Below are 18939 nucleotides of genomic sequence, written 5' to 3' on the forward strand. Positions count from 1 at the left end.
TTGTGGTGTTTTTATACGTATCTAATATGTGACTTGCCCATAAAAAGGGCTTTATGCTAGCGCGGAAGAAAGTACTAAGGGATTAGTTCTAAGCCTCTTTTATATTAGTAAAATCGGGCACACGATGTTCGCACTCATATTCTATTTTGCAGCTAATCTGCTGGAGAGTTTTTTGAATAAGCGGCGTTCTTATGTAGTGAGCAGTTTATAAGTAACGAGTAAACGATGATGTTAAAGCAGCAGCAACAATCTAAGGTACTGCTCGTTGATGACGAGGCAAGTGTACTAAAAGCATTAGGGCGCGTGCTTCTTTACGAAGACTATCACGTAGTTAAAGCGTCTTGCCCTGCAGAAGCTCTTGAAGTTGTAAAAAATCAATCGTTTGATGTGATCATTGCCGATTATCGAATGCCAATAATGAACGGAGTTACTTTTTTACGAGAGGCTCGTCGTTTCCAACCTTTTTCATGTAACTTTATTTTAAGTGGCGATGCTGACACCGATGACGTTATCGAGTGTATGAACGATGATATTGCCGAACGTTTTTTGCGTAAACCCTGGGACAACAAGCGTATTGTTGAAGAGGTAAACGCTGGTGTGCGAAAACGAGATAAAGCCCATTTATTAAGCCAAATACTTGCTAATGAATCTTCAGGAAAAATGCCTCCACCGGTAGGCGAATATTCCGGGAGCAACATAGCGCAATCTCATGACGTACTGCAGCACCTCAAGTCAGCTGATTTTGACAATGAATTTAGTTTAGTCTACCAGCCTAAAGTATGCGCGAAAACCGGTCGCATTGTTGGTTTGGAGAGCTTGTTGCGTTGGAATAGCCCCATTGCCGGAGTTATACCACCTGATGTTTTTATTCCCATTGCTGAAGAGGGCTCATTCATTAACGATATCGGAGAGTGGGTACTTAATGAGACCGCACGTTTCCAAATGAGATGGCGCTCGTTTACGTTGTCTAAAGGTTTTAGGTTGGCTTTCAATGTGTCGCCAAAACAACTACGCGACGGCTGTTTCGTCGAAAAAGTGAAAGCCCTCATCAGCAGTGGCGATTTAATTCCCGAGTACACCTGTATTGAAATTACAGAATCGGCAGCTATTGATGACTTTGAAGATTGCTGTAAACAGCTAACCAAGCTGTCTGATTTGGGTATTGAAGTGGCTATTGATGATTTTGGCACAGGCCATACCGCGATAAACTACCTGTTAAAATTGCCGGCTCACGTGGTAAAACTAGATCGAAGCTTAATTCAAGGTGTTGATAGTGAGGAAAAAAGCTACAACGTGGTGAAAAATGTTGTGGCAATGGCCCAGTCTATTGGCATGAAAGTAGTGGCCGAAGGTATTGAAATTGCCCAGCATGCGCTATGTTTAAAGAACATGGGCTGCGAGGAATTACAAGGCTATCATTATAGTAAGCCGTTAACGGAAGACCAGTTGTTGAAGGCATTAGCTCAACAACCTTATAAAGTATGAGGAGAAGGGATGTCGAATAATCAGGTTCTCATTGTTGATGATGAACAATTGATTTTAAAATCGTTAAAAAGGGCGCTAAGAAGGATAGCGCCATTATGGACGGTCCATCTTTATGAGTCTGGGCAGGAGGCGCTTAGCGATCTTAAAAGTGGTGTCATTCAACCAGATTTGGTCATGTGCGATAGACTCATGCCTGGAACGCGTGGCGATGATGTGTTGCTTGAATGTAGAATGCATAATCCGGAGGCGATTAGGCTGTTAATGACTGGCGACACTCGCATTGATATAAAAGAGATTGTTGCCTCAAATGTACATATCTATATCTCAAAACCTTTCGAGCATGATGATATTAATAACGTGTTTAACAGGGTTATTCGTCTTAAGGCGCTTCCCCTAGACACCGATATAAGAAGAGCGCTCGGTAGGTTGGAACATCTTCCAGTACTAAACGAAACCTGCCAAAAACTAGATGAATTGTTCAAAAATCAAAACGTTGAACTTAGCGACGTCGCCAAGGTAGTAGAAACAGACCCTACGTTAGTAGCGGTAGTTTTGCAGGCTGCTAACTCACCATTTTTAGGCTTTCGCACTCAAGTGTCGTCTATTGATAAGGCGGTAAAGCGAGTTGGCTTAAATACGATAAAATCTATTGCTATTGCTTCAAGTCTGGGTGAAACATACGATGTCAACGATTCGCGATTTCGCGACATTGTTGAGCACGCTTTTGCCTCAGCATTTATCGCTAGCAGGTTAATGCGGTTAAGAGAGTTTCCAAGCGAGCAAGCCGAATATGCGTTTTCAATGTGTATGCTCGCTTGTATTGGTGAACTCTATTTAATTGGTTCGCCCGACACTGTCTACAACGAGGACTTGCAGCAAGCGTCGCAACCTCTAAGTGCGCTTATTACCTACTATTTACTGACATTGTGGGGAATTGAAGAGCGCTTAGTTGAAGATATTTTTCAAGCCTCTAGTGAGGTGAAGTGTTCGGGTCACTTTTCTGAGGTATTTTATTTAGCACGCCGTTTAGCTCATGAGCCCATCGAAAATAACCTTGCCGATTTGCCGAGTAATGATGATAGAGGCGCCGATGATTACGCTTTCGTAGCACAATGGCGAGATGCAATAAGCGCTTTTCAAGAAAGCTCTTAAGGCAAGGCCAAGTGATTTCTAAACTTTTTACACAATTCCATTAAGCGCTATACAAAACCCGCATCAAAGATAATAGCCGCGCGTTCTAGTAAGCGAAGGCGCGGCTTTGTCATTATGAAGAGCGTTTTTCTAGCGAAATATCTAATGCATTCATCACATCAAGCCCAGGAAAACCATCGGCAATCATCTTATTGGCGAGCTGGTAATTGCGGATCCCTTCACGTGTGGCAGGCCCAATAATTCCATCGGGCTTACCAACGTCAAACCCTAATGTGTTTAGCTTTCCTTGCAGAGCAATGATGTCTTTTCGGCTATACGCTGGAAGATCTGGAAGAGGTGCTTGAATACCAGACGCTCCGGATATTTTATCTGCCAGTACACCAACAGAAATGGCATAAAACTCTGAGTTATTCCAGCGCATGATCACTCTGAAATTTTTATAAGCAATAAATGCGGGCCCTTGATGACCGGCTGGCACAATCACATAAGCAGACGTGTCAGCGTTACCAAGCTCGCTGCCATCGGTGCGCTTTATGCCAATGTCATTCCATTCACTGAGAGACTGGCGGTTTTTGTAGCCCGAAAGTTGGTAATTAAAGTCATTGGGTAGCTGTACTTCACGCCCCCATCTGAACCCTGCCTCCCAACCTAAGTTGGAAAGGAAGTTGGCGGCGGAGGATAGTGCGTCTTCCTCACTGGCCCAAAGGTTAATTTGCCCATCGCCGTCGCCGTCAATAGCGTAATGGGTATAAGCCGATGGCATAAATTGAGTGTGCCCCATAGCCCCTGCCCACGAGCCTACCATTTCTTCACGATTTAGCTTTTCTCTCTCAAAGAGCTTAACAGCCACTAAAAACTCTTGCGTGAAATAACTACTGCGGCGCTTGTCACAGGCAAGAGTGGCAAGTGAGTCGAGCACCGGCATTTTGCCTTTGTAGTTTCCAAAGTTTGTTTCTAAGCCCCAAAAGGCTAGCAAATAGTGAGGAGGTACACCGTATTTGTCATTGAGCTTTTGCAATAACGTTTTGTGTTTTGCATACATTTCCTTACCTTTGTTGGTGCGCCATTCAGTAACACGTTTACTGAAGTAGCCTGGAAATGTTTGCACAAACTCAGGTTGGCTTCTGTCGTATTTTATTACGTTATCTTGATGAATGAGAGATGGAAAAATAGCATCAATGGTTTGCTGACTTACTCCTTGTTGCTGCGCTTTTTGCTCAAGAGCCGAGGTGCAGGTGGCAAAGTCATCGTTTGCACTGACATACGATGCAGAAAAGCTTGAAAACAGAACGGCTAGCGAAATTGCAGAAAAAGCACGGGAAAACACGGGTACAGACAAACGTGATTTGAAAACCTCCGCTTTTGAAGAGGCGGTGGCAGAGAATAGTGAAACTAAGCGCATAGTAAATTTCCTTTGATACTTGTTTGCATGCTATCGCATAGTGACTGCAAAGTGCGAGCAAAATTCCATATGGCAGTTTTGTTTAAACTGAAGACCTTGTGTTTAGCAGTTGTTGCGCAGCGGGTGCGGTGGTAATGTTCACTCCATAAATTTAAGGACCGGTAAGTGAAAGCACTTACTATTTTACGGCGCTTTATCGTGGCAAAAAGACAATCGAAGAATACCTCAGCAGCAAGCAAGACAACCAGTAAAGGCAAATCGAGTCGTAGTGCATCAAATAACGAGAAAAATGGCAAGCGTCGATGGCTTTTCAGCGCTTTTTGGCGCCTGTCACTTGTTGGGCTTGTTGTATTCGCGGCCTATGCGTTTTATCTCGACGCTCAGATAAAAAAGGGCTTTTCTGGTAATAAGTGGGAGGTCCCAGCTCAAATATTTGCCCGTCCATTGCGCCTGAGTAAAGGCGAGGAAATTACTCCACAGGAAGTTATTGATGAACTAAACTTGCTGGGTTATCGCAGAGTAGCCTTTGCGAATGATAGCGGAGAATTTAGCTATCAAAATCGAGTGCTAACAGTTCAGCGCCGAGCATTTCAATTTCCAGAGGGTGCAGAGCCTCTTCGTCATTTGGTGGTAAGCTGGAACGGCGCGAGAGTGTCAGAAATTTACGACAAGACTCAAGAGCGCGAGTTTGGCTCTGTGAGATTAGAACCTTGGCTGGTGACAAGAATGACAAGCGGCTCGAGAGAAGATCGTATGTTAGTGTCATTAGATACCATTCCTGAGCTACTTCCCAAAGCGCTTACCCTTGTTGAAGACCGAAACTTCTATAACCACCACGGCGTCGCACCCTTATCAATTATACGGGCGTTATTGGCTAATATTGCCGCAGGTAGAACTGTTCAAGGTGGCAGCACGCTTACTCAGCAGCTAGTGAAAAATATGTTTCTTACTCGAGAACGCTCGTTGGTGAGAAAAGCGAAAGAAGCCATTATGGCGGTGATTATCGATGCCAGATACAGTAAATCAGAAATCATAGAGGCATACCTAAATGAGGTCTTTCTAGCTCAGAACGGCGACATGGCGGTGCACGGTTTCGGGCTTGCCAGTTATTTTTACTTTGACAGACCCGCTAACGAGCTAAGCGTGCCAGAAATCGCCACCCTAGTTGCTATCATCAAAGGTCCTTCTTACTACAACCCTCGTAAATACGCTGAACGGGCAAAAGAACGACGAGACTTAGTGCTTCGTGTGTTGTTTGATGAGAACGAGATCGGCAGAGAAGAGTATGAGCGTTATATTAATACGCCGCTTGGATTGGCAAGTGGAGCAAGCTTAGCCAGCGGTAAGCACCCCGCGTTTATGGAGCAAGTTCGCAGAGAGCTTGACGAAATATTGGCCGAGCCTAGCTTGAGAGACTCTGGTGTAAAGGTATTTACCACACTCGATATTGTTGCCCAGCGCCGAGCTGAACGCGCAATGTCCAGCACATTAGACAGCCTGCAAAAAGATAGAAAAGCGACACTACAAGGCGCAATGGTTATTACCGATAGCGCAAGTGGTGAGGTAAGAGCGATTGTGGGAGATCGAAATGTTTCCTATAACGGGTTCAACCGCGCATTAGACGCTCGACGTCCTATTGGCTCACTTGTGAAACCCGCGGTTTATTTGTCGGCTCTAGAAGATCCAACGCAGTTTAATTTGGCCACACCCCTAGAAGATAAGCCAATTACCCTTGAGAGCAAAAACGGCAAGCCGTGGTCTCCAAAAAATTATGACAAAGAGTTTAGAGGGCAAGTGCCTCTATTGCAGGGGTTAACCGAATCACTCAACATTCCAACAGTAAATTTAGGTATGCAGGTAGGGCTAGATACTCTCGCTGATACCATTGAACGCCTTGGTGTGAAATCGCCGTTAGATGAGGTGCCTTCAATGACGCTCGGAGCGTTTGAGCTCACACCATTTGCCACCAATCAGATGTACCAGACCCTGTCTAATGATGGTCGCTACATTCCTCTACACACAGTTACATCGGTAGTGACTGCCGAAAACGCGTTGCTATGGAGAAAAGCGGAGTTTTTCTCTCAGCGTGTAGATGAAGCAGCAACTTACCTATTGAACTATGCACTTTACAAGGTGACCACCGAAGGCACCGCAAAGCGTATAGGTGCTACATTTGGTAAAATTAATATGGCGGGCAAAACCGGGACGACTGACGATTATCGAGATAGTTGGTTTAGCGGGTTCGATAGGAACCATGTCGTCACTGTGTGGGTAGGTAACGATGATAATAAAACGGTTAACTTAACCGGTGCTGGAGGTGCGCTTCCCGTTTTTATAAATTATATGAAGTCACAGGCGCCAAAGTCGTTATCTAGGCGTTTTCCAAAAGGTTTAGGTATTGCACACTTTGATGCTAAAACCGGTGCAGTAGTTGTGGCTGGGTGTGCAGGCAGTCTAAGCGTGCCAGCAATTCTAGATGTGTTACCTACTCCCGAGCAAGATTGCTCAGGGCGACCTGTTGGCAGTGATGAAAAGAATAAAAAGAAGAGCTGGTGGGAGCGGATCTTCGGATAAAAATGCTCCAGTAAGAAGAGAGCTAACAACGCAAACATATCAATATGCAGGTTGCGTACTCTCTTCCACCAGAGCTAGGGCCCAAGGAGGCAGGGTAGGCTAGGGGAACAAAACTGTTTAATGGCCTTTCTGGAAAAATATGCGTGCTGTTGAAAACGCAATAGCACTCACGGCAAAAGCAATAAAAGGACCGAGTACAAGCATAAATAATGTACTGCCAGTAATCATAACTCTCTCCTTACGCGTCGTTATCATCGGTCGTTTCAGGTGAGATAGGCGTTATTGTAATATCTGCCAGTAGTGTAGTTGCTTCGTTCGCATCAGGCTCAAATGTATGACTAGCTGTGATAACGTCATAGGCAATATTTATTGAAGTTTCTTGTCTTACTTCCTCAATGGCGCTGGCCACTAAATAATCGGTTTGTGATTGCAACCCAGCAACATTGTCGTTGGCCATTGCAGAAGCACTTAGTACGCCAGATGTTAATATTAATGCAGTGAAAAGATTTTTACGGGTAAACATAACTTTTTCCTTTTAATTAGAGTTGAACACTGCACTAAAATATACTGCCTGGCAGCTTTCGATTTTCTCGACCCTAAAGTTTTAGGTCGTTATCAAGTAACTATTTTTATTTGTATCTTTCGATATCTCTTTCTTTGCGAGTGTTGTGCCACTTTTTGTTTTGTGTTTAAAATATTGATTTATAATGATTTATTTTTTTAGGATAAAAAGCGGTTGTAGAGAGTAGAATGTGTGAAACTAAAATTTAGTGGTTTTGAAAGTTGGTTGGTTAAATTAACCAACTTGTGAGTGAGGATGGTTTTAAAGAGTTGAAAGATGGCTTTTGTGACCTTCACCAAAAACGAAGTAGAAGAGATAAGAGAGCACGTCGTTTGAAAAGCGCGCTCTAATTTGATGCTGATTAGTTTTTGATTAGGAAGCTGAGCGCAAGCGCGATATCAATGTCACTGCTAAAACAACAACCGCTCCTGCTAACATGCCTACAACGCCATCGGCTAAAATAGACATCGCGAAGTCTGCGCTAGGCACTAATTGGGTTGCCCATGCCGTAACGTGGTGTAAAACGCCAATACTGTGCGTTAGGATACCCCCGCCTACTAAAAACATTGCAATAGTACCTACCACTGCCAATGTTTTCATGATGGCGGGAGCCGCAACAAGTAAGGCTCGTCCGATAATGCGTTGCAAAGTATTCATGCTTCCTGTTAATGACTTACGGAGCATGTAAAGTCCAACGTCATCCATCTTTACAAGGCCGGCTACTAAACCATATACGCCTAATGTTATAGCCAAACTCAGTGCGACCAATACACCAACCTGTGTGGTCAAAGGCGCTTCGCTTACTGTGCCTAAAGCAATAACAATAATTTCGGCTGATAAAATAAAGTCTGTTCGTATAGCGCCTTTTATCTTTTTTTGCTCGAAAGCCACCATATCAACGTCTTCGTGAGCAATGGCATCGATTCGTGCCTCTCGCTCTTGCGTCTCATCACCGTGTGGTAGGTATTTATGCAGCAGTTTTTCAGCTCCCTCAAAGCATAAGTAAAGCCCGCCTAGCACTAATAGTAAGGTAATGAGTGACGGTACAAAGGCGCTAATTGCTAGGGCTGCAGGCACTAATATCGCTTTATTTAACAACGAGCCTTTTGCTACCGCCCACACAACGGGTAATTCTCTGTCTGCTTTAATTCCTTGTACTTGGTCTGCATTAACCGCCAAATCGTCACCCAAAACGCCAGCGGTTTTTTGTGCCGCCACTTTTGACATGGTGGCAATGTCGTCCATTAAGGTGGCAATATCGTCAAGTAAGGCAAGTAAATTAGCTCCAGCCACAGATTATTCCTTATTAAATTATTATGTAGTCAGAATACGTCGTTACGCCAATGCTTGGCAACACAACAATTCCGTAGCGTTGTTTACAAAAGGAGGGCAAACGTCAATGCGCCCTAATTTGTTTGCTCATCACCTTCAGGTGTCTTATTTATTCGGGCTTCGATAAAGCGCTGATGACCACTTCTATTAGAGCATTTCATCGTGCCGCCAGCTAATCCACTCAATGTCGTAAGGATTTTATTGGTAGTGCCAGTACAGTTTACGATTTTTTCTGGACGCTGATTGTATAATTTTTCATCTCTATCTTCGCCTTTTCGAAGGTCGAAAATATCGGGGCTTCTTTTTTTCGTTGCATAAGACGAGGCCGCATTAGCAGATTCTTCGCCAATACGCGCTTTGTTATAATTATCTAGATATTCCGCTGCTGCTTGGGCGCTAGACACCTTTAAACGACCCGCCTGACGATTTGCCTGCTGTTTTTGTATCAATTTTTTAATAGGAACCTCCGGTGCGACAGGAGGATTTTGGCTTGTTTGTATATCTAAAGATGGCGATTGTGCAGGTGGCTTGGGTGTCACCTTTTCTATTTGTCTTTCAGTGCTAGCGGGTTCTTGCTCAGCCGGTGAGGTCAATACGCTTCTATCCTCACTTCCAATATTCCCAGAGTCCTCTTTACTTTCAATATTATTAATGGGTTGCGTTCTATCTACACTGGGCGATGGTCTAAAAAGTACGGCCTTTATTGTGGCTGTTGAGGGGGAGTTAGCTATGGTCGCTTTCTTTTTTTCAATGCCGTGTTGGCTTAACAAGATGATAATCACTACGCCACCTATATGAACACATAAAGATATCAATAGACCACGCCATGCGAAGTGCTGTTTGCGTGCATGGTCTTGAATTAGGCGCTCAGGCGCAAAAATCGAGGTGTAGTTCATTGTCATCGTCATTTACAGACCTACCTTTCAAATGATAGTTCCGCGGCATATTGAGTTACCCCCCTGTTTTATGTGAACTTTGTTCGCGTCATTTTTGGGCATAAGATTTCTTCCGCACCATCTTGGTGCATTGTTTTTGTCTTTTCACTCTCTCATTATGATTATCTATCTGATTTATATGCATAATTATTTATGGCATACCTCTTGGTATACATTCCTGTAAGTACGCAATTTTTGCAGAATAATCACAATAAACTGGGAGCATCACATGAAATTAGTCACTGCTATCATCAAGCCATTTAAGCTAGATGATGTTCGTGAAGCCATTTCAGAAATCGGGATCGACGGTCTAACCGTGACCGAAGTAAAAGGCTTTGGACGTCAAAAGGGACATACAGAACTCTACCGCGGAGCGGAATACCAAGTAGATTTTCTACCCAAGGTTAAATTAGAAATTGCGGTCCAAGATGATCAGGTAGAGCGTTTGGTTGAAGCCATTGTTAGCGCTGCCAAGACGGGCAAAATTGGTGACGGCAAGGTGTTTGTATACGACCTTGAACATGCCGTTCGTATTCGAACTGGTGAGTCGGACACCGACGCGCTGTAAGCCATAACGATATATTTGCGGAGAAAACCATAATGGAAATCACTTTTGAACTTGGGTATGCGCTAGATACCTTTTACTTCTTAATTTGCGGCGCGCTGGTAATGTGGATGGCGGCAGGTTTTGCCATGCTTGAGGCCGGTTTGGTTCGAGCTAAAAATACCACTGAAATTCTAACTAAAAATATCTCTTTGTTTGCTATTGCATGCACAATGTACATGATTTGCGGATACGGCATTATGTATGGTGGTGGCGAATGGGGTCCTTTCTTAAGTGGCATTTTAGGTGACGGCGCAACAGACGTTGCGGAAGATCCTGCTACCTATGCGCCTTCTGCAGACTTCTTCTTCCAGGTTGTTTTCGTTGCTACTGCAATGTCTATCGTATCTGGCGCAGTTGCTGAACGTATGAAGCTTTGGGCGTTCTTAGCTTTTACTGTGGTTATGACTGGTTTCATTTACCCAATGGAAGGTGCTTGGACTTGGGGCGGTGAAGCAGTATTTGGTATGTATACGCTAGGTGACCTTGGTTTCTCCGACTTCGCAGGTTCGGGTATTGTTCACATGGCTGGTGCAGCTGCGGCGTTAGCTGGTGTGTTAATTCTTGGCGCTCGTAAAGGCAAATACACTGCTGACGGCAAAGTTAATGCGATTCCTGGTGCTAACCTACCTCTAGCAACGCTTGGTACGTTCATTTTATGGATGGGCTGGTTTGGTTTCAACGGTGGTTCTGTACTTGCTACTGCGACAGTTGAAAGCGCAAACTCTGTTGCTATCGTATTCATGAACACCAACGCTGCTGCAGCGGGCGGTACTATTGCGGCGCTTATCTTAGCTCGTATCTTGTTTGGTAAAGCAGATCTAACAATGGCATTAAACGGTGCGTTAGCAGGTTTGGTGGCGATTACGGCAGAGCCTTCTACCCCAACTCCATTGGAAGCAACACTATTTGGCGGCCTTGGCGGTATTCTAGTCGTACTGAGCATCGTGGGTCTTGATAAGCTTAAAATTGATGATCCGGTAGGTGCTATCTCTGTTCACGGTGTTGTTGGTTTACTTGGTCTTCTACTTGTTCCAATCACTAACGACGGTTCAAGCTTCTCTGGTCAGCTTCTTGGTGCAGCAACTATCTTTGTATGGGTATTTGTAACTAGCCTAGTAGTTTGGGTAGCCCTGAAAGCGACAATGGGTATCCGAGTTTCAGAAGAAGAAGAGTTCGACGGCGTGGATATGAGCGAATGTGGTTTGGAAGCATATCCAGACTTCACCAGCGGTCGCTCGTAAGCTAACAACAAATTACATATTGATGTAGGCGATAAAGCAACAACAATAATGCCTGAATAACATCTCTTAAGCCTCGCAATTGCGGGGCTTTTTTCGTTCTAGAATAAGCCTATGCGTATTGCAGGTAAGGCGCTACACTAATAAAGCGCTTTTCACTAAAAAGAGGCTTTTATGATAATAAAAATAAAGAGTTTACTGACTGTAACTTCACTTTTCATCACAGCGTTATGCGTTTGTTTCGGTATATCTTCATCATTTGCTTATGACAGAGTAACGGGTAAAGCATTCGCGAGCCGGTCTGAGGTAATTGCGCAAAACGGTATGGCAGCCACGAGTCAGCCTCTTGCTACGCAAGTTGCATTAGATGTGTTGAAGAAAGGGGGAAGCGCGGTTGATGCAGCTATTGCCGCCAACGCCATGCTAGGTCTTGTTGAGCCTACAGGCAGCGGTATAGGTGGCGACCTTTTTGCTATTGTGTGGGATGCGAACGAAAAAAAGCTGGTTGGACTCAATGCATCGGGGCGCTCACCTCGCACGCTGACGAAAGCCGTATTTGCAGAACGTGGTTTTAACAAAATTCCCAAGTTTGGGCCGCTACCCGTATCAGTGCCAGGAGCGGTTGATGGGTGGTTTAAACTTCATGAAAAGTTTGGCAAGTTGTCCATGTCTGAGCTTCTCACTCCTGCCATTCAATATGCGAAAAATGGCTTTCCGGTTTCAGAGCTCATTGCGTATTACTGGCAAATGAACACCGATAGAATTGGTCATTATGATGGCTTTGCTGATACTTTTTTAATTGATGGGCGAGTACCCCAAAAAGGCGATATTTTCAAAAATCCCGGGCTTGCTGTTACCTATGAGAAAATTGCTACTGGTGGCAGAGATGCCTTCTACAAAGGGGATATAGCGCGCACTATTGATGCTTATATGGAAGCCCAAGGTGGGTTTCTTTCTTATCAAGATTTAGCGTCTCATACATCACAGTGGGTAGAGCCAGTATCCGCTAATTACCGTGGTTACGACGTTTGGGAACTGCCCCCTAATGGTCAAGGCATTGCAGCTTTACAAATACTCAATGTACTAGAGCGCTTCGATATTGAAGGAATGGGGTTCAACTCAGCTGATTATATTCATACCTTTGTTGAGGCGAAGAAATTAGCTTTTGAAGATAGAGCCAAGTTCTATGCCGACCCAGACTTTAACGATATTCCTGTAGACTGGTTGATATCTAAAGAGTACGCCAAAGAGCGCCAATCACTCATTGATATGGAAAAAGCCGCCACTCGCGTCGATGCAGGGATTTATGAAGGCGACACCATATATTTAACGGTAGCAGACAAAGAAGGCAACATGGTGTCGCTAATACAAAGTAACTATCGCGGCATGGGATCAGGAATGACACCTCCAGGGTTGGGCTTTGTGCTGCAAAACCGAGGGGAAATGTTCACTTTGGAAGAGGGTCACTTCAATGAGTATCGACCGGGCAAACGTCCGTTTCATACTATTATCCCGGCTTTTGTTACGCGTAATGGTCGCCCAGTCATGAGCTTTGGGGTAATGGGAGGCGGAACGCAGCCACAAATGCACGCCCAAATAATCGTGAATGTTCTCGACTTTGGAATGAACCTGCAAGAGGCCGGAGACGCACCAAGAATACTTCATAGCGGTTCAAGCAGCCCAACTGGAGAGCTCATGCTAGACGGGGGGTACGTAAGCTTAGAATCGGGGTTCAGCGAGGAGGTTCAGCGAGAGCTTATGGAAAGAGGACATACATTGCAGCGTGTGGTAGGTGCATTTGGTGGCTATCAAGCAATAGCCTGGGACGCTAAAAAAGGCGTTTACTTTGGTGCTTCTGAAAGCAGAAAAGATGGACAAGCAGCTGGCTATTAAGCACACTATTATTCGGTACGTATTAGCATAACCACTTATACGCAATACACAGCAACGCAATACACAGTAAAAGGCTTTTGAAGGGCGTTACTGTGTTTTGCCGGTTATTTATGAATAACGGTGTTTAACGGTGAATAAAGCCGAGAACCTGTCAGCACAGTTGAGCACGCATGTTGCTATCACCCCGTGATTAGTTATAACCCGTGAGTAGTTTTAAAAAGACTGATAAATAATAACAAGAGCAGCAATGACACAACCACAAAAAGGCATATGTGCAGAGCCAAATTTGCATGCGCAATATTTAATGCTCAACGTTGTCGATGACGACAGCGAAGCTGTTAGAGCCAAATTAGCCAGAGTGCTAGATATTTTCGAGCACTTTGAAAATGAGCACTATGAAGCCATGGTTACCGGTGTTATCGCTGTGGGAACAAGTTATTGGGCCGACGTGTATCCAGGTTTAATACCTGTGGAACTTGCGCCTTTTCCCGATATGCAATGTGAAGATCGTAGCGCGCCCACCACCCCTTGCGATCTGTTTATTCAAATACGAGCAGATAGGCTGGATATTTGTCACGCTGTGGGTATTGAAGTGATGGATTTGTTGCGTATTCACGTAGAGTTGGTAGAGCAAATACGCGGTTTTCGTTACCTAGACGGACGGGATTTGAACGGTTTTCTCTATGCTACCGATAACCCAAGAGGGATGACCCGTCGAAGAGTTGCTGTTATCAGCGAAGACGATGACCCAGATTTCCAAGGCGGAAGCTATTTGCATGTACAGCGGTACAGACACGATCTCAGACGCTGGAATAGTTTATCTGAGCGTCAAAAAGAACAGGTTATGGGAACAACCCAGCAGCATAATTTACCTAGTGTAGAGCAGTCTGCTTCATCCCATTGTGTGCGAGCAGTCAGTTCAACCGCAGATGGAGACGAGCCAAGGCTGATGAAACAAGGCATGCCCTATGGAGATATGGCTTCGCAAGGTTTATTGTCAGTTTGCTGCAGCGCAAGCGCCCGCCCGTTTAAGCACATGTTACAGAGTCAAATATACGGTAATGGAGAAGGCGATTACGATAGGTGGTTGGACTTCACAAGCGCAGAGACAGGGGCTGCATTTTTTGCGCCTTCGGTAAACTTTATTAAATCGCAAGCGACTCTTTCAACAGACAGCACTTAAGCCCTTTATTGAAGTACCAGTGCTCCGTCCCAGTCATCGTCGAGATCAACATTGCGATAAATACGACATACATCAATATGATGGTGAGCTAGAGTATCATTCGGATTAACAGCAAGTGCAGTCTCGAAGTAGGCAATAGCTTCGTCCCACTGCTTATTAATTCTACATGCTAAACCAGCTGCAATTTTAGATTGAACAGCCAGTCTTTCTTGCTGCTCACTTTCGGGTAGATGGCTAAGTACTTCATAAATTTCAATAGGCGCTTGGCGGCCTTTAACGCGAACCCAGTCGAGCAGTCGAGTTTTAATAGGATAACCTGCGCCTAGGGTTTGAAGAACTTGAGCACTGACAATGATATCCGCATGGTATTTAGGCGTTAACGCCTCTAAGCGTGATGCAATATTAACGCTATCTCCGATAACCGTTGTGTCCATTCGGTCATCAGAGCCTACCGTACCCATAATAACTGCACCAAAGTGTATGCCAATACCCATGTTTACTGGGGCATAGTTACTATTTTTTCTGTGCCCATTATAGATAGTGAGCGCTTTTCTTAAATCTAACGCCGCATTTAATGAGTCTATTGCCTTATCCCGAGCTGTGCCTCCTGGGTGATCAAATAGCGCCATAATGCCATCGCCCATGAATTTATCGATAAAACCACTGTTTTGATGAATAGGGTCGTTCATGCGGGTAAAGTATGAATTCAAAAAATTCATTAACTCTTGTGGTGTAATGCGCTCAGAAAAGCCTGTAAACCCTCTAATGTCACAAAACATAATGGCTACTTCGTTTTCTGAGGCGTAGCCTAAACCGAGGTTATCAACATCGGTGTTAGCCATATGCTCGACAAATTGTTTTGGGACAAACTTCTGGAAGGTTTGATTAAGTCTCAGAGCTTCGTCTGCTGCCTGCTGGAAAAGAAGTTCTTTTTCAACGCCATAATCTGCACTGCGTCTATTCTTTTTAAACTGGGCTACTCGTCGAGCAAAACGACGACTGCGTTTAATAAGTAGGACAGTAATGACAATGCTGTATACAAGAAGTACAGCAATCCCTATTCCTAACAACCATTCCATCGATAACATTAGCTATTCTTACTTTAAGTCGTTTCTTCAGGTGCAGAAGAAAAAGTTAAACGAGCAGTCAGGCTCGACATGTATTCCTAAATGTGAATATAAAGAGTAAACGTATTAAGCCGTCTAATTCAAGTGAACAATAGTTGAGATATGAGGTTTAAGAAAAGCTCATAAACAAAAACTCTTAACGCAGAACAATCAAAAAAGGGTACTTCGTTGAAGTACCCCCTCTTAATTTGCAAGGCTGCGCCCTTGTAAACTCATGCTATTAAAGCACTGACAAAGCGCTAATAGCTTACAGAGTGGCAAAAACTCTATCAGCGGCTTCGAGGGTTTTTGCAATCACGTCAGCGTCATGCGCCTTTGAAACAAAGCCCGCTTCATAAGAAGCCGGGGCTAAATAAACCCCTTCGTTCAGCATACCGTGATAAAACTTGTTAAACTGCTCGGTATTGCAGTTTATCGCCTGTTTGTAATTTGTCACTTTCTCAACGTCAGTAAAGAATATCCCAAACATGCTTCCAGCAACATTAGTAGTTAGACTAATATTATGTTTGTCAGCTAACGCCTGCATACCATCTACCAGCGCTTGAGTGTTCTCAAAGATAGAGTCATATAGGTTTGGTTGCTGCAGTTGCTCCATAGCAGCTAGGCCTGCTGCCATAGCAACTGGGTTACCTGAAAGCGTTCCCGCTTGGTAAACCGGCCCCGTTGGCGCGATATGCGTGATAATGTCTTTTCTACCGCCAAAGCAGCCTACAGGCATACCACCACCGATAACTTTGCCTAAGCAAGTAAGGTCTGGTTTAACCCCATAACGCTCTTGAGCACCGCCGCGCGAAACGCGAAAGCCGGTCATCACTTCGTCAAAAATTAGGACACTTTCGTACTCGTCACATACCGCACGTAAACCTTCAAGAAAGCCTTCTACAGGAGGAATACAGTTCATGTTACCCGCTACTGGCTCTACTATAATACAAGCGATGTCATTGCCATGTTCAGCAAACACTTCTTTCACTGAATCCACATTATTATATTCAACGGTAAGTGTATGCTCGGCAACATTGGCTGGAACACCGGGAGAGCTTGGAACTCCGAGTGTCAGCGCACCTGAGCCAGCTTTAACAAGCAACGAATCGGCATGGCCGTGGTAGCAGCCTTCAAATTTCACAATTTTGTTGCGTCCGGTATAGCCACGGGCTAGTCGAATGGCAGACATAGTTGCTTCGGTACCCGAGTTTACCATGCGCACCATTTCCATGGAGGGCACGAGCTTGCTCACGGTTTCGGCCATGATAACTTCGGCCTCTGTTGGCGCACCGAATGATAGACCGCTATACGACGCCTCAATTACAGCTTCTCGTATTTTGGGGTTATTGTGACCTAAAACCATTGGTCCCCATGACTGAATGTAGTCGATGTACTGTTTACCGTCTACATCCCACATATACGCGCCGTCTGCTTTTGTAATGAAGCGAGGCGTGCCGCCTACAGCTTTAAAAGCGCGCACGGGGGAGTTAACACCACCTGGTATGGTTTTTTGTGCTCGGGTAAATAGTGTTTCAGATTTTGTCATGTAATTACTTACTCTTATTGCTGTACCAAACAACGTCACGCTCGTATTTCGTGACCAGATGCTCTACACCAAGGGTGAGAGCAAATAAAGCCATTCTCACCAGCACACCGTTATCGGTTTGACGAAAAATGGCTAGGTTTGGATTAAGGTTTAAATCGTTATCCAGCTCGTTTGCTTCCATACGCGAATCCCGCGGAAGTGGATGCATAATGACGGTCTTCGATTGAAAGTGTCGTGTGTAAATTGATTGGTTTAATCTAAACTTGCCTCGATATTTGTTTGCTTCATCTTGCGACGGGAAGCGCTCTTCTTGAATGCGCGTTTGATAGCAAATATCGGCGTCCATATTGCCTTCAAGGGTATCGGTAACGGTAAGTTTATGGCCTGCGTTTTCAATGGCATCAATAACGGGCTGTGGCATCGCCAATTCTCTGGGAGATATAAGGGTAAAGCGCACGTTGTTAAATAAACATAATAATCGAGAAAGAGAGTGCACCGTTCGTCCGTAGCGCAGATCGCCAATCATAGCGATATGAAGCCCGTCTATTCCCTGTTTGTTGTATTCTAACTCTCGTTTAATGGTGAACAAATCCAGCAGGGCTTGTGTGGGGTGCTCGTTGGCACCGTCGCCGCCATTTATAACCGGCACCCGACTGCCCTCGGCAAACTCAGCTACAGACCCTGCGGCAGGATGACGCATGGCAATGATGTCTGAATAACCGCTGAGTACTCTGGCCGTGTCGTAGAGCGATTCCCCTTTAGCGAGTGCAGAGCTAGACATTCCAGTGGTTTCTCTCACTTCACCACCTAACAGGTTGAAAGCTGTACCGAAACTGACTCTAGTACGCGTGCTTGGTTCAAAGAAGAGATTTCCCAGAATCGCGCCCTCTAAAACTGCGGTTCGCTTTTCTCGTCTGGCATAGGGTTGCATAGAATCGGCGACTGAGAATATTTTCTCAATGGCCTCGCGATCGAATTGATTAACCGAAAGAATATGGTTACCGGTAAAGTTAGACATGAGCCACTCAATCATCAACGAAAACGGCGCTAGTGTATAACAAACTGCCCAATAAGTAATCCTCCAACGGCGCTTAATTTGGCCGTTATAACCCGAATGTAATGCGCCGAATGTATTCACTCTTCACTTAGCTGTCAGTGTGGCACAGGGGGAATTACTGGCGAGTGTTAACGGTTCTCTTGATGAGTAAAGTAAGTGAACAAAACCGATATTTTCTCTGCCGCCTGTTTTGCATAGTGATAGGTTTGTGCGTCGGTCATGGGAGAGTGTAAACCACACAATAGCAGGGTATGGAATTCGCCTTTTAACAGCGCACAATAATCTACGGCTAATTGATTAGCTCGCGCTTTCGTTAAGTCATTTTGCCCTGTCTTAGGGTTTTCACTTAGTTTGAATATAAGTTGCCCCAAGGCATCTAGCGACGCTTGCGGTCCAGCTTGATAAAACAGCGAAGCCACATGAGCGTTATTTACTGCTTCGGCAATGATCACTCTGAAAATACCGATGGTTTGTGGGTCTTGAATTAAGCGAACAAATTGAACACCAATTTTAATTAAACACTCTTCAAAACTAGCAGAAGTAAGTGGCAGCTCACACAGCTCATCGGTATCAAGTTGATAAGATCGGCATTTAGAAGAGATGGCAGCTTGGAACAGTACATCTTTGTTTTCAAAGTGCGAATATACCGTTTGCTTAGATACGCCGGATGCCTTAGCTACGTTATCCATCGATGTTTTGGCAAAACCTTCTTCTAAAAAGAGTTGTGAAGCGGCTATAAGTATTTGCCGAGACTTTTCTTCACTTTTAGGCCTACCCTGTTTCTTTTGTTGCGACACTACAACCCTCGCTTGATGATCCAACCACGCCCAAGCAAAGAATTAATTATCATACTGGACGGTCTAG

At 44.6% G+C, this 18939-nt stretch carries 15 protein-coding genes; 7 read left to right on the forward strand and 8 right to left on the reverse strand.

The window, feature by feature from the left end; translation table 11 throughout:
- Positions 1–225: 225 nt before the first annotated feature.
- Together GTW09_RS15035 and GTW09_RS15040 are read left to right on the forward strand one after the other, a co-directional pair.
- On the forward strand, positions 226–1485 hold the full coding sequence (locus GTW09_RS15035; RefSeq protein ID WP_163112545.1) for an EAL domain-containing response regulator: 1260 nt from the start codon (positions 226–228) through the stop codon (positions 1483–1485).
- Between the two features lie 9 nt (positions 1486–1494).
- Positions 1495–2637 carry an HDOD domain-containing protein gene (locus GTW09_RS15040; protein WP_163112546.1) on the forward strand — a complete coding sequence of 381 codons (1143 nt, stop codon included), beginning with the start codon at positions 1495–1497 and terminating at the stop codon, positions 2635–2637.
- 112 nt (positions 2638–2749) lie between these two features.
- On the opposite strand, the gene GTW09_RS15045 is transcribed toward GTW09_RS15040, so the two are convergent.
- Positions 2750–4039: a lytic murein transglycosylase gene (locus tag GTW09_RS15045; protein ID WP_163112547.1), complete on the reverse strand. Its 1290-nt coding sequence runs from the start codon at positions 4037–4039 to the stop codon at positions 2750–2752.
- Positions 4040–4237: 198 nt separating this feature from the next.
- Between GTW09_RS15045 and mrcB the strand changes: the two genes are divergently transcribed.
- Positions 4238–6613 (forward strand): penicillin-binding protein 1B, encoded by a 2376-nt coding sequence (mrcB, locus tag GTW09_RS15050; RefSeq protein WP_163112585.1) that lies wholly within the window; start codon positions 4238–4240, stop codon positions 6611–6613.
- 238 nt (positions 6614–6851) lie between these two features.
- On the opposite strand, the gene GTW09_RS15055 is transcribed toward mrcB, so the two are convergent.
- The 3 genes from GTW09_RS15055 to GTW09_RS15065 all read right to left on the reverse strand — a co-directional run bounded on the left by GTW09_RS15055 (position 6852) and on the right by GTW09_RS15065 (position 9415).
- Entirely contained in the window at positions 6852–7136 is a 285-nt protein-coding gene (locus GTW09_RS15055; protein ID WP_071978432.1) for a hypothetical protein, read from the reverse strand.
- 411 nt (positions 7137–7547) lie between these two features.
- Positions 7548–8468, reverse strand: a complete 921-nt coding sequence (locus GTW09_RS15060) for a DUF808 domain-containing protein (RefSeq protein WP_071978433.1) — start codon at positions 8466–8468, stop codon at positions 7548–7550.
- A 113-nt stretch (positions 8469–8581) separates the two neighbouring features.
- Entirely contained in the window at positions 8582–9415 is an 834-nt protein-coding gene (locus GTW09_RS15065) for a hypothetical protein (protein ID WP_163112548.1), read from the reverse strand.
- A 256-nt stretch (positions 9416–9671) separates the two neighbouring features.
- Here GTW09_RS15065 and glnK point away from each other — a divergent pair, with 256 nt between their 5' ends.
- The 4 genes from glnK (at position 9672) to GTW09_RS15085 (ending at position 14363) form a co-directional block, all read left to right on the forward strand.
- On the forward strand, positions 9672–10010 hold the full coding sequence (gene glnK / locus GTW09_RS15070; protein WP_071978435.1) for a P-II family nitrogen regulator: 339 nt from the start codon (positions 9672–9674) through the stop codon (positions 10008–10010).
- Between the two features lie 32 nt (positions 10011–10042).
- Positions 10043–11290, forward strand: coding sequence for an ammonium transporter (locus GTW09_RS15075; RefSeq protein WP_071978436.1), 1248 nt, complete (start codon positions 10043–10045; stop codon positions 11288–11290).
- Between the two features lie 171 nt (positions 11291–11461).
- Positions 11462–13180: a gamma-glutamyltransferase gene (gene ggt, locus GTW09_RS15080; protein WP_163112549.1), complete on the forward strand. Its 1719-nt coding sequence runs from the start codon at positions 11462–11464 to the stop codon at positions 13178–13180.
- Between the two features lie 247 nt (positions 13181–13427).
- The gene (locus GTW09_RS15085) at positions 13428–14363 is read left to right on the forward strand and encodes a Dyp-type peroxidase (protein WP_163112550.1); all 936 of its coding nucleotides are present in this window, start codon (positions 13428–13430) and stop codon (positions 14361–14363) included.
- A 5-nt stretch (positions 14364–14368) separates the two neighbouring features.
- Here the strand turns inward: GTW09_RS15085 and GTW09_RS15090 are convergent, their stop codons facing one another.
- From GTW09_RS15090 to GTW09_RS15105, 4 genes are all read right to left on the reverse strand, one after another.
- On the reverse strand, positions 14369–15451 hold the full coding sequence (locus tag GTW09_RS15090; protein WP_420809557.1) for an adenylate/guanylate cyclase domain-containing protein: 1083 nt from the start codon (positions 15449–15451) through the stop codon (positions 14369–14371).
- Positions 15452–15737: 286 nt separating this feature from the next.
- On the reverse strand, positions 15738–17018 hold the full coding sequence (gene hemL / locus GTW09_RS15095) for a glutamate-1-semialdehyde 2,1-aminomutase (RefSeq protein ID WP_071978439.1): 1281 nt from the start codon (positions 17016–17018) through the stop codon (positions 15738–15740).
- A 4-nt stretch (positions 17019–17022) separates the two neighbouring features.
- The gene (locus GTW09_RS15100) at positions 17023–18036 is read right to left on the reverse strand and encodes an aspartate carbamoyltransferase (protein ID WP_163112586.1); all 1014 of its coding nucleotides are present in this window, start codon (positions 18034–18036) and stop codon (positions 17023–17025) included.
- 167 nt (positions 18037–18203) lie between these two features.
- Positions 18204–18872 (reverse strand): TetR family transcriptional regulator, encoded by a 669-nt coding sequence (locus tag GTW09_RS15105; RefSeq protein ID WP_163112551.1) that lies wholly within the window; start codon positions 18870–18872, stop codon positions 18204–18206.
- Between the last annotated feature and the right edge of the window lie 67 nt (positions 18873–18939).

The organism is Alteromonas hispanica (assembly GCF_010500915.1).
GTDB classification, from domain to species: domain Bacteria; phylum Pseudomonadota; class Gammaproteobacteria; order Enterobacterales; family Alteromonadaceae; genus Alteromonas; species Alteromonas hispanica.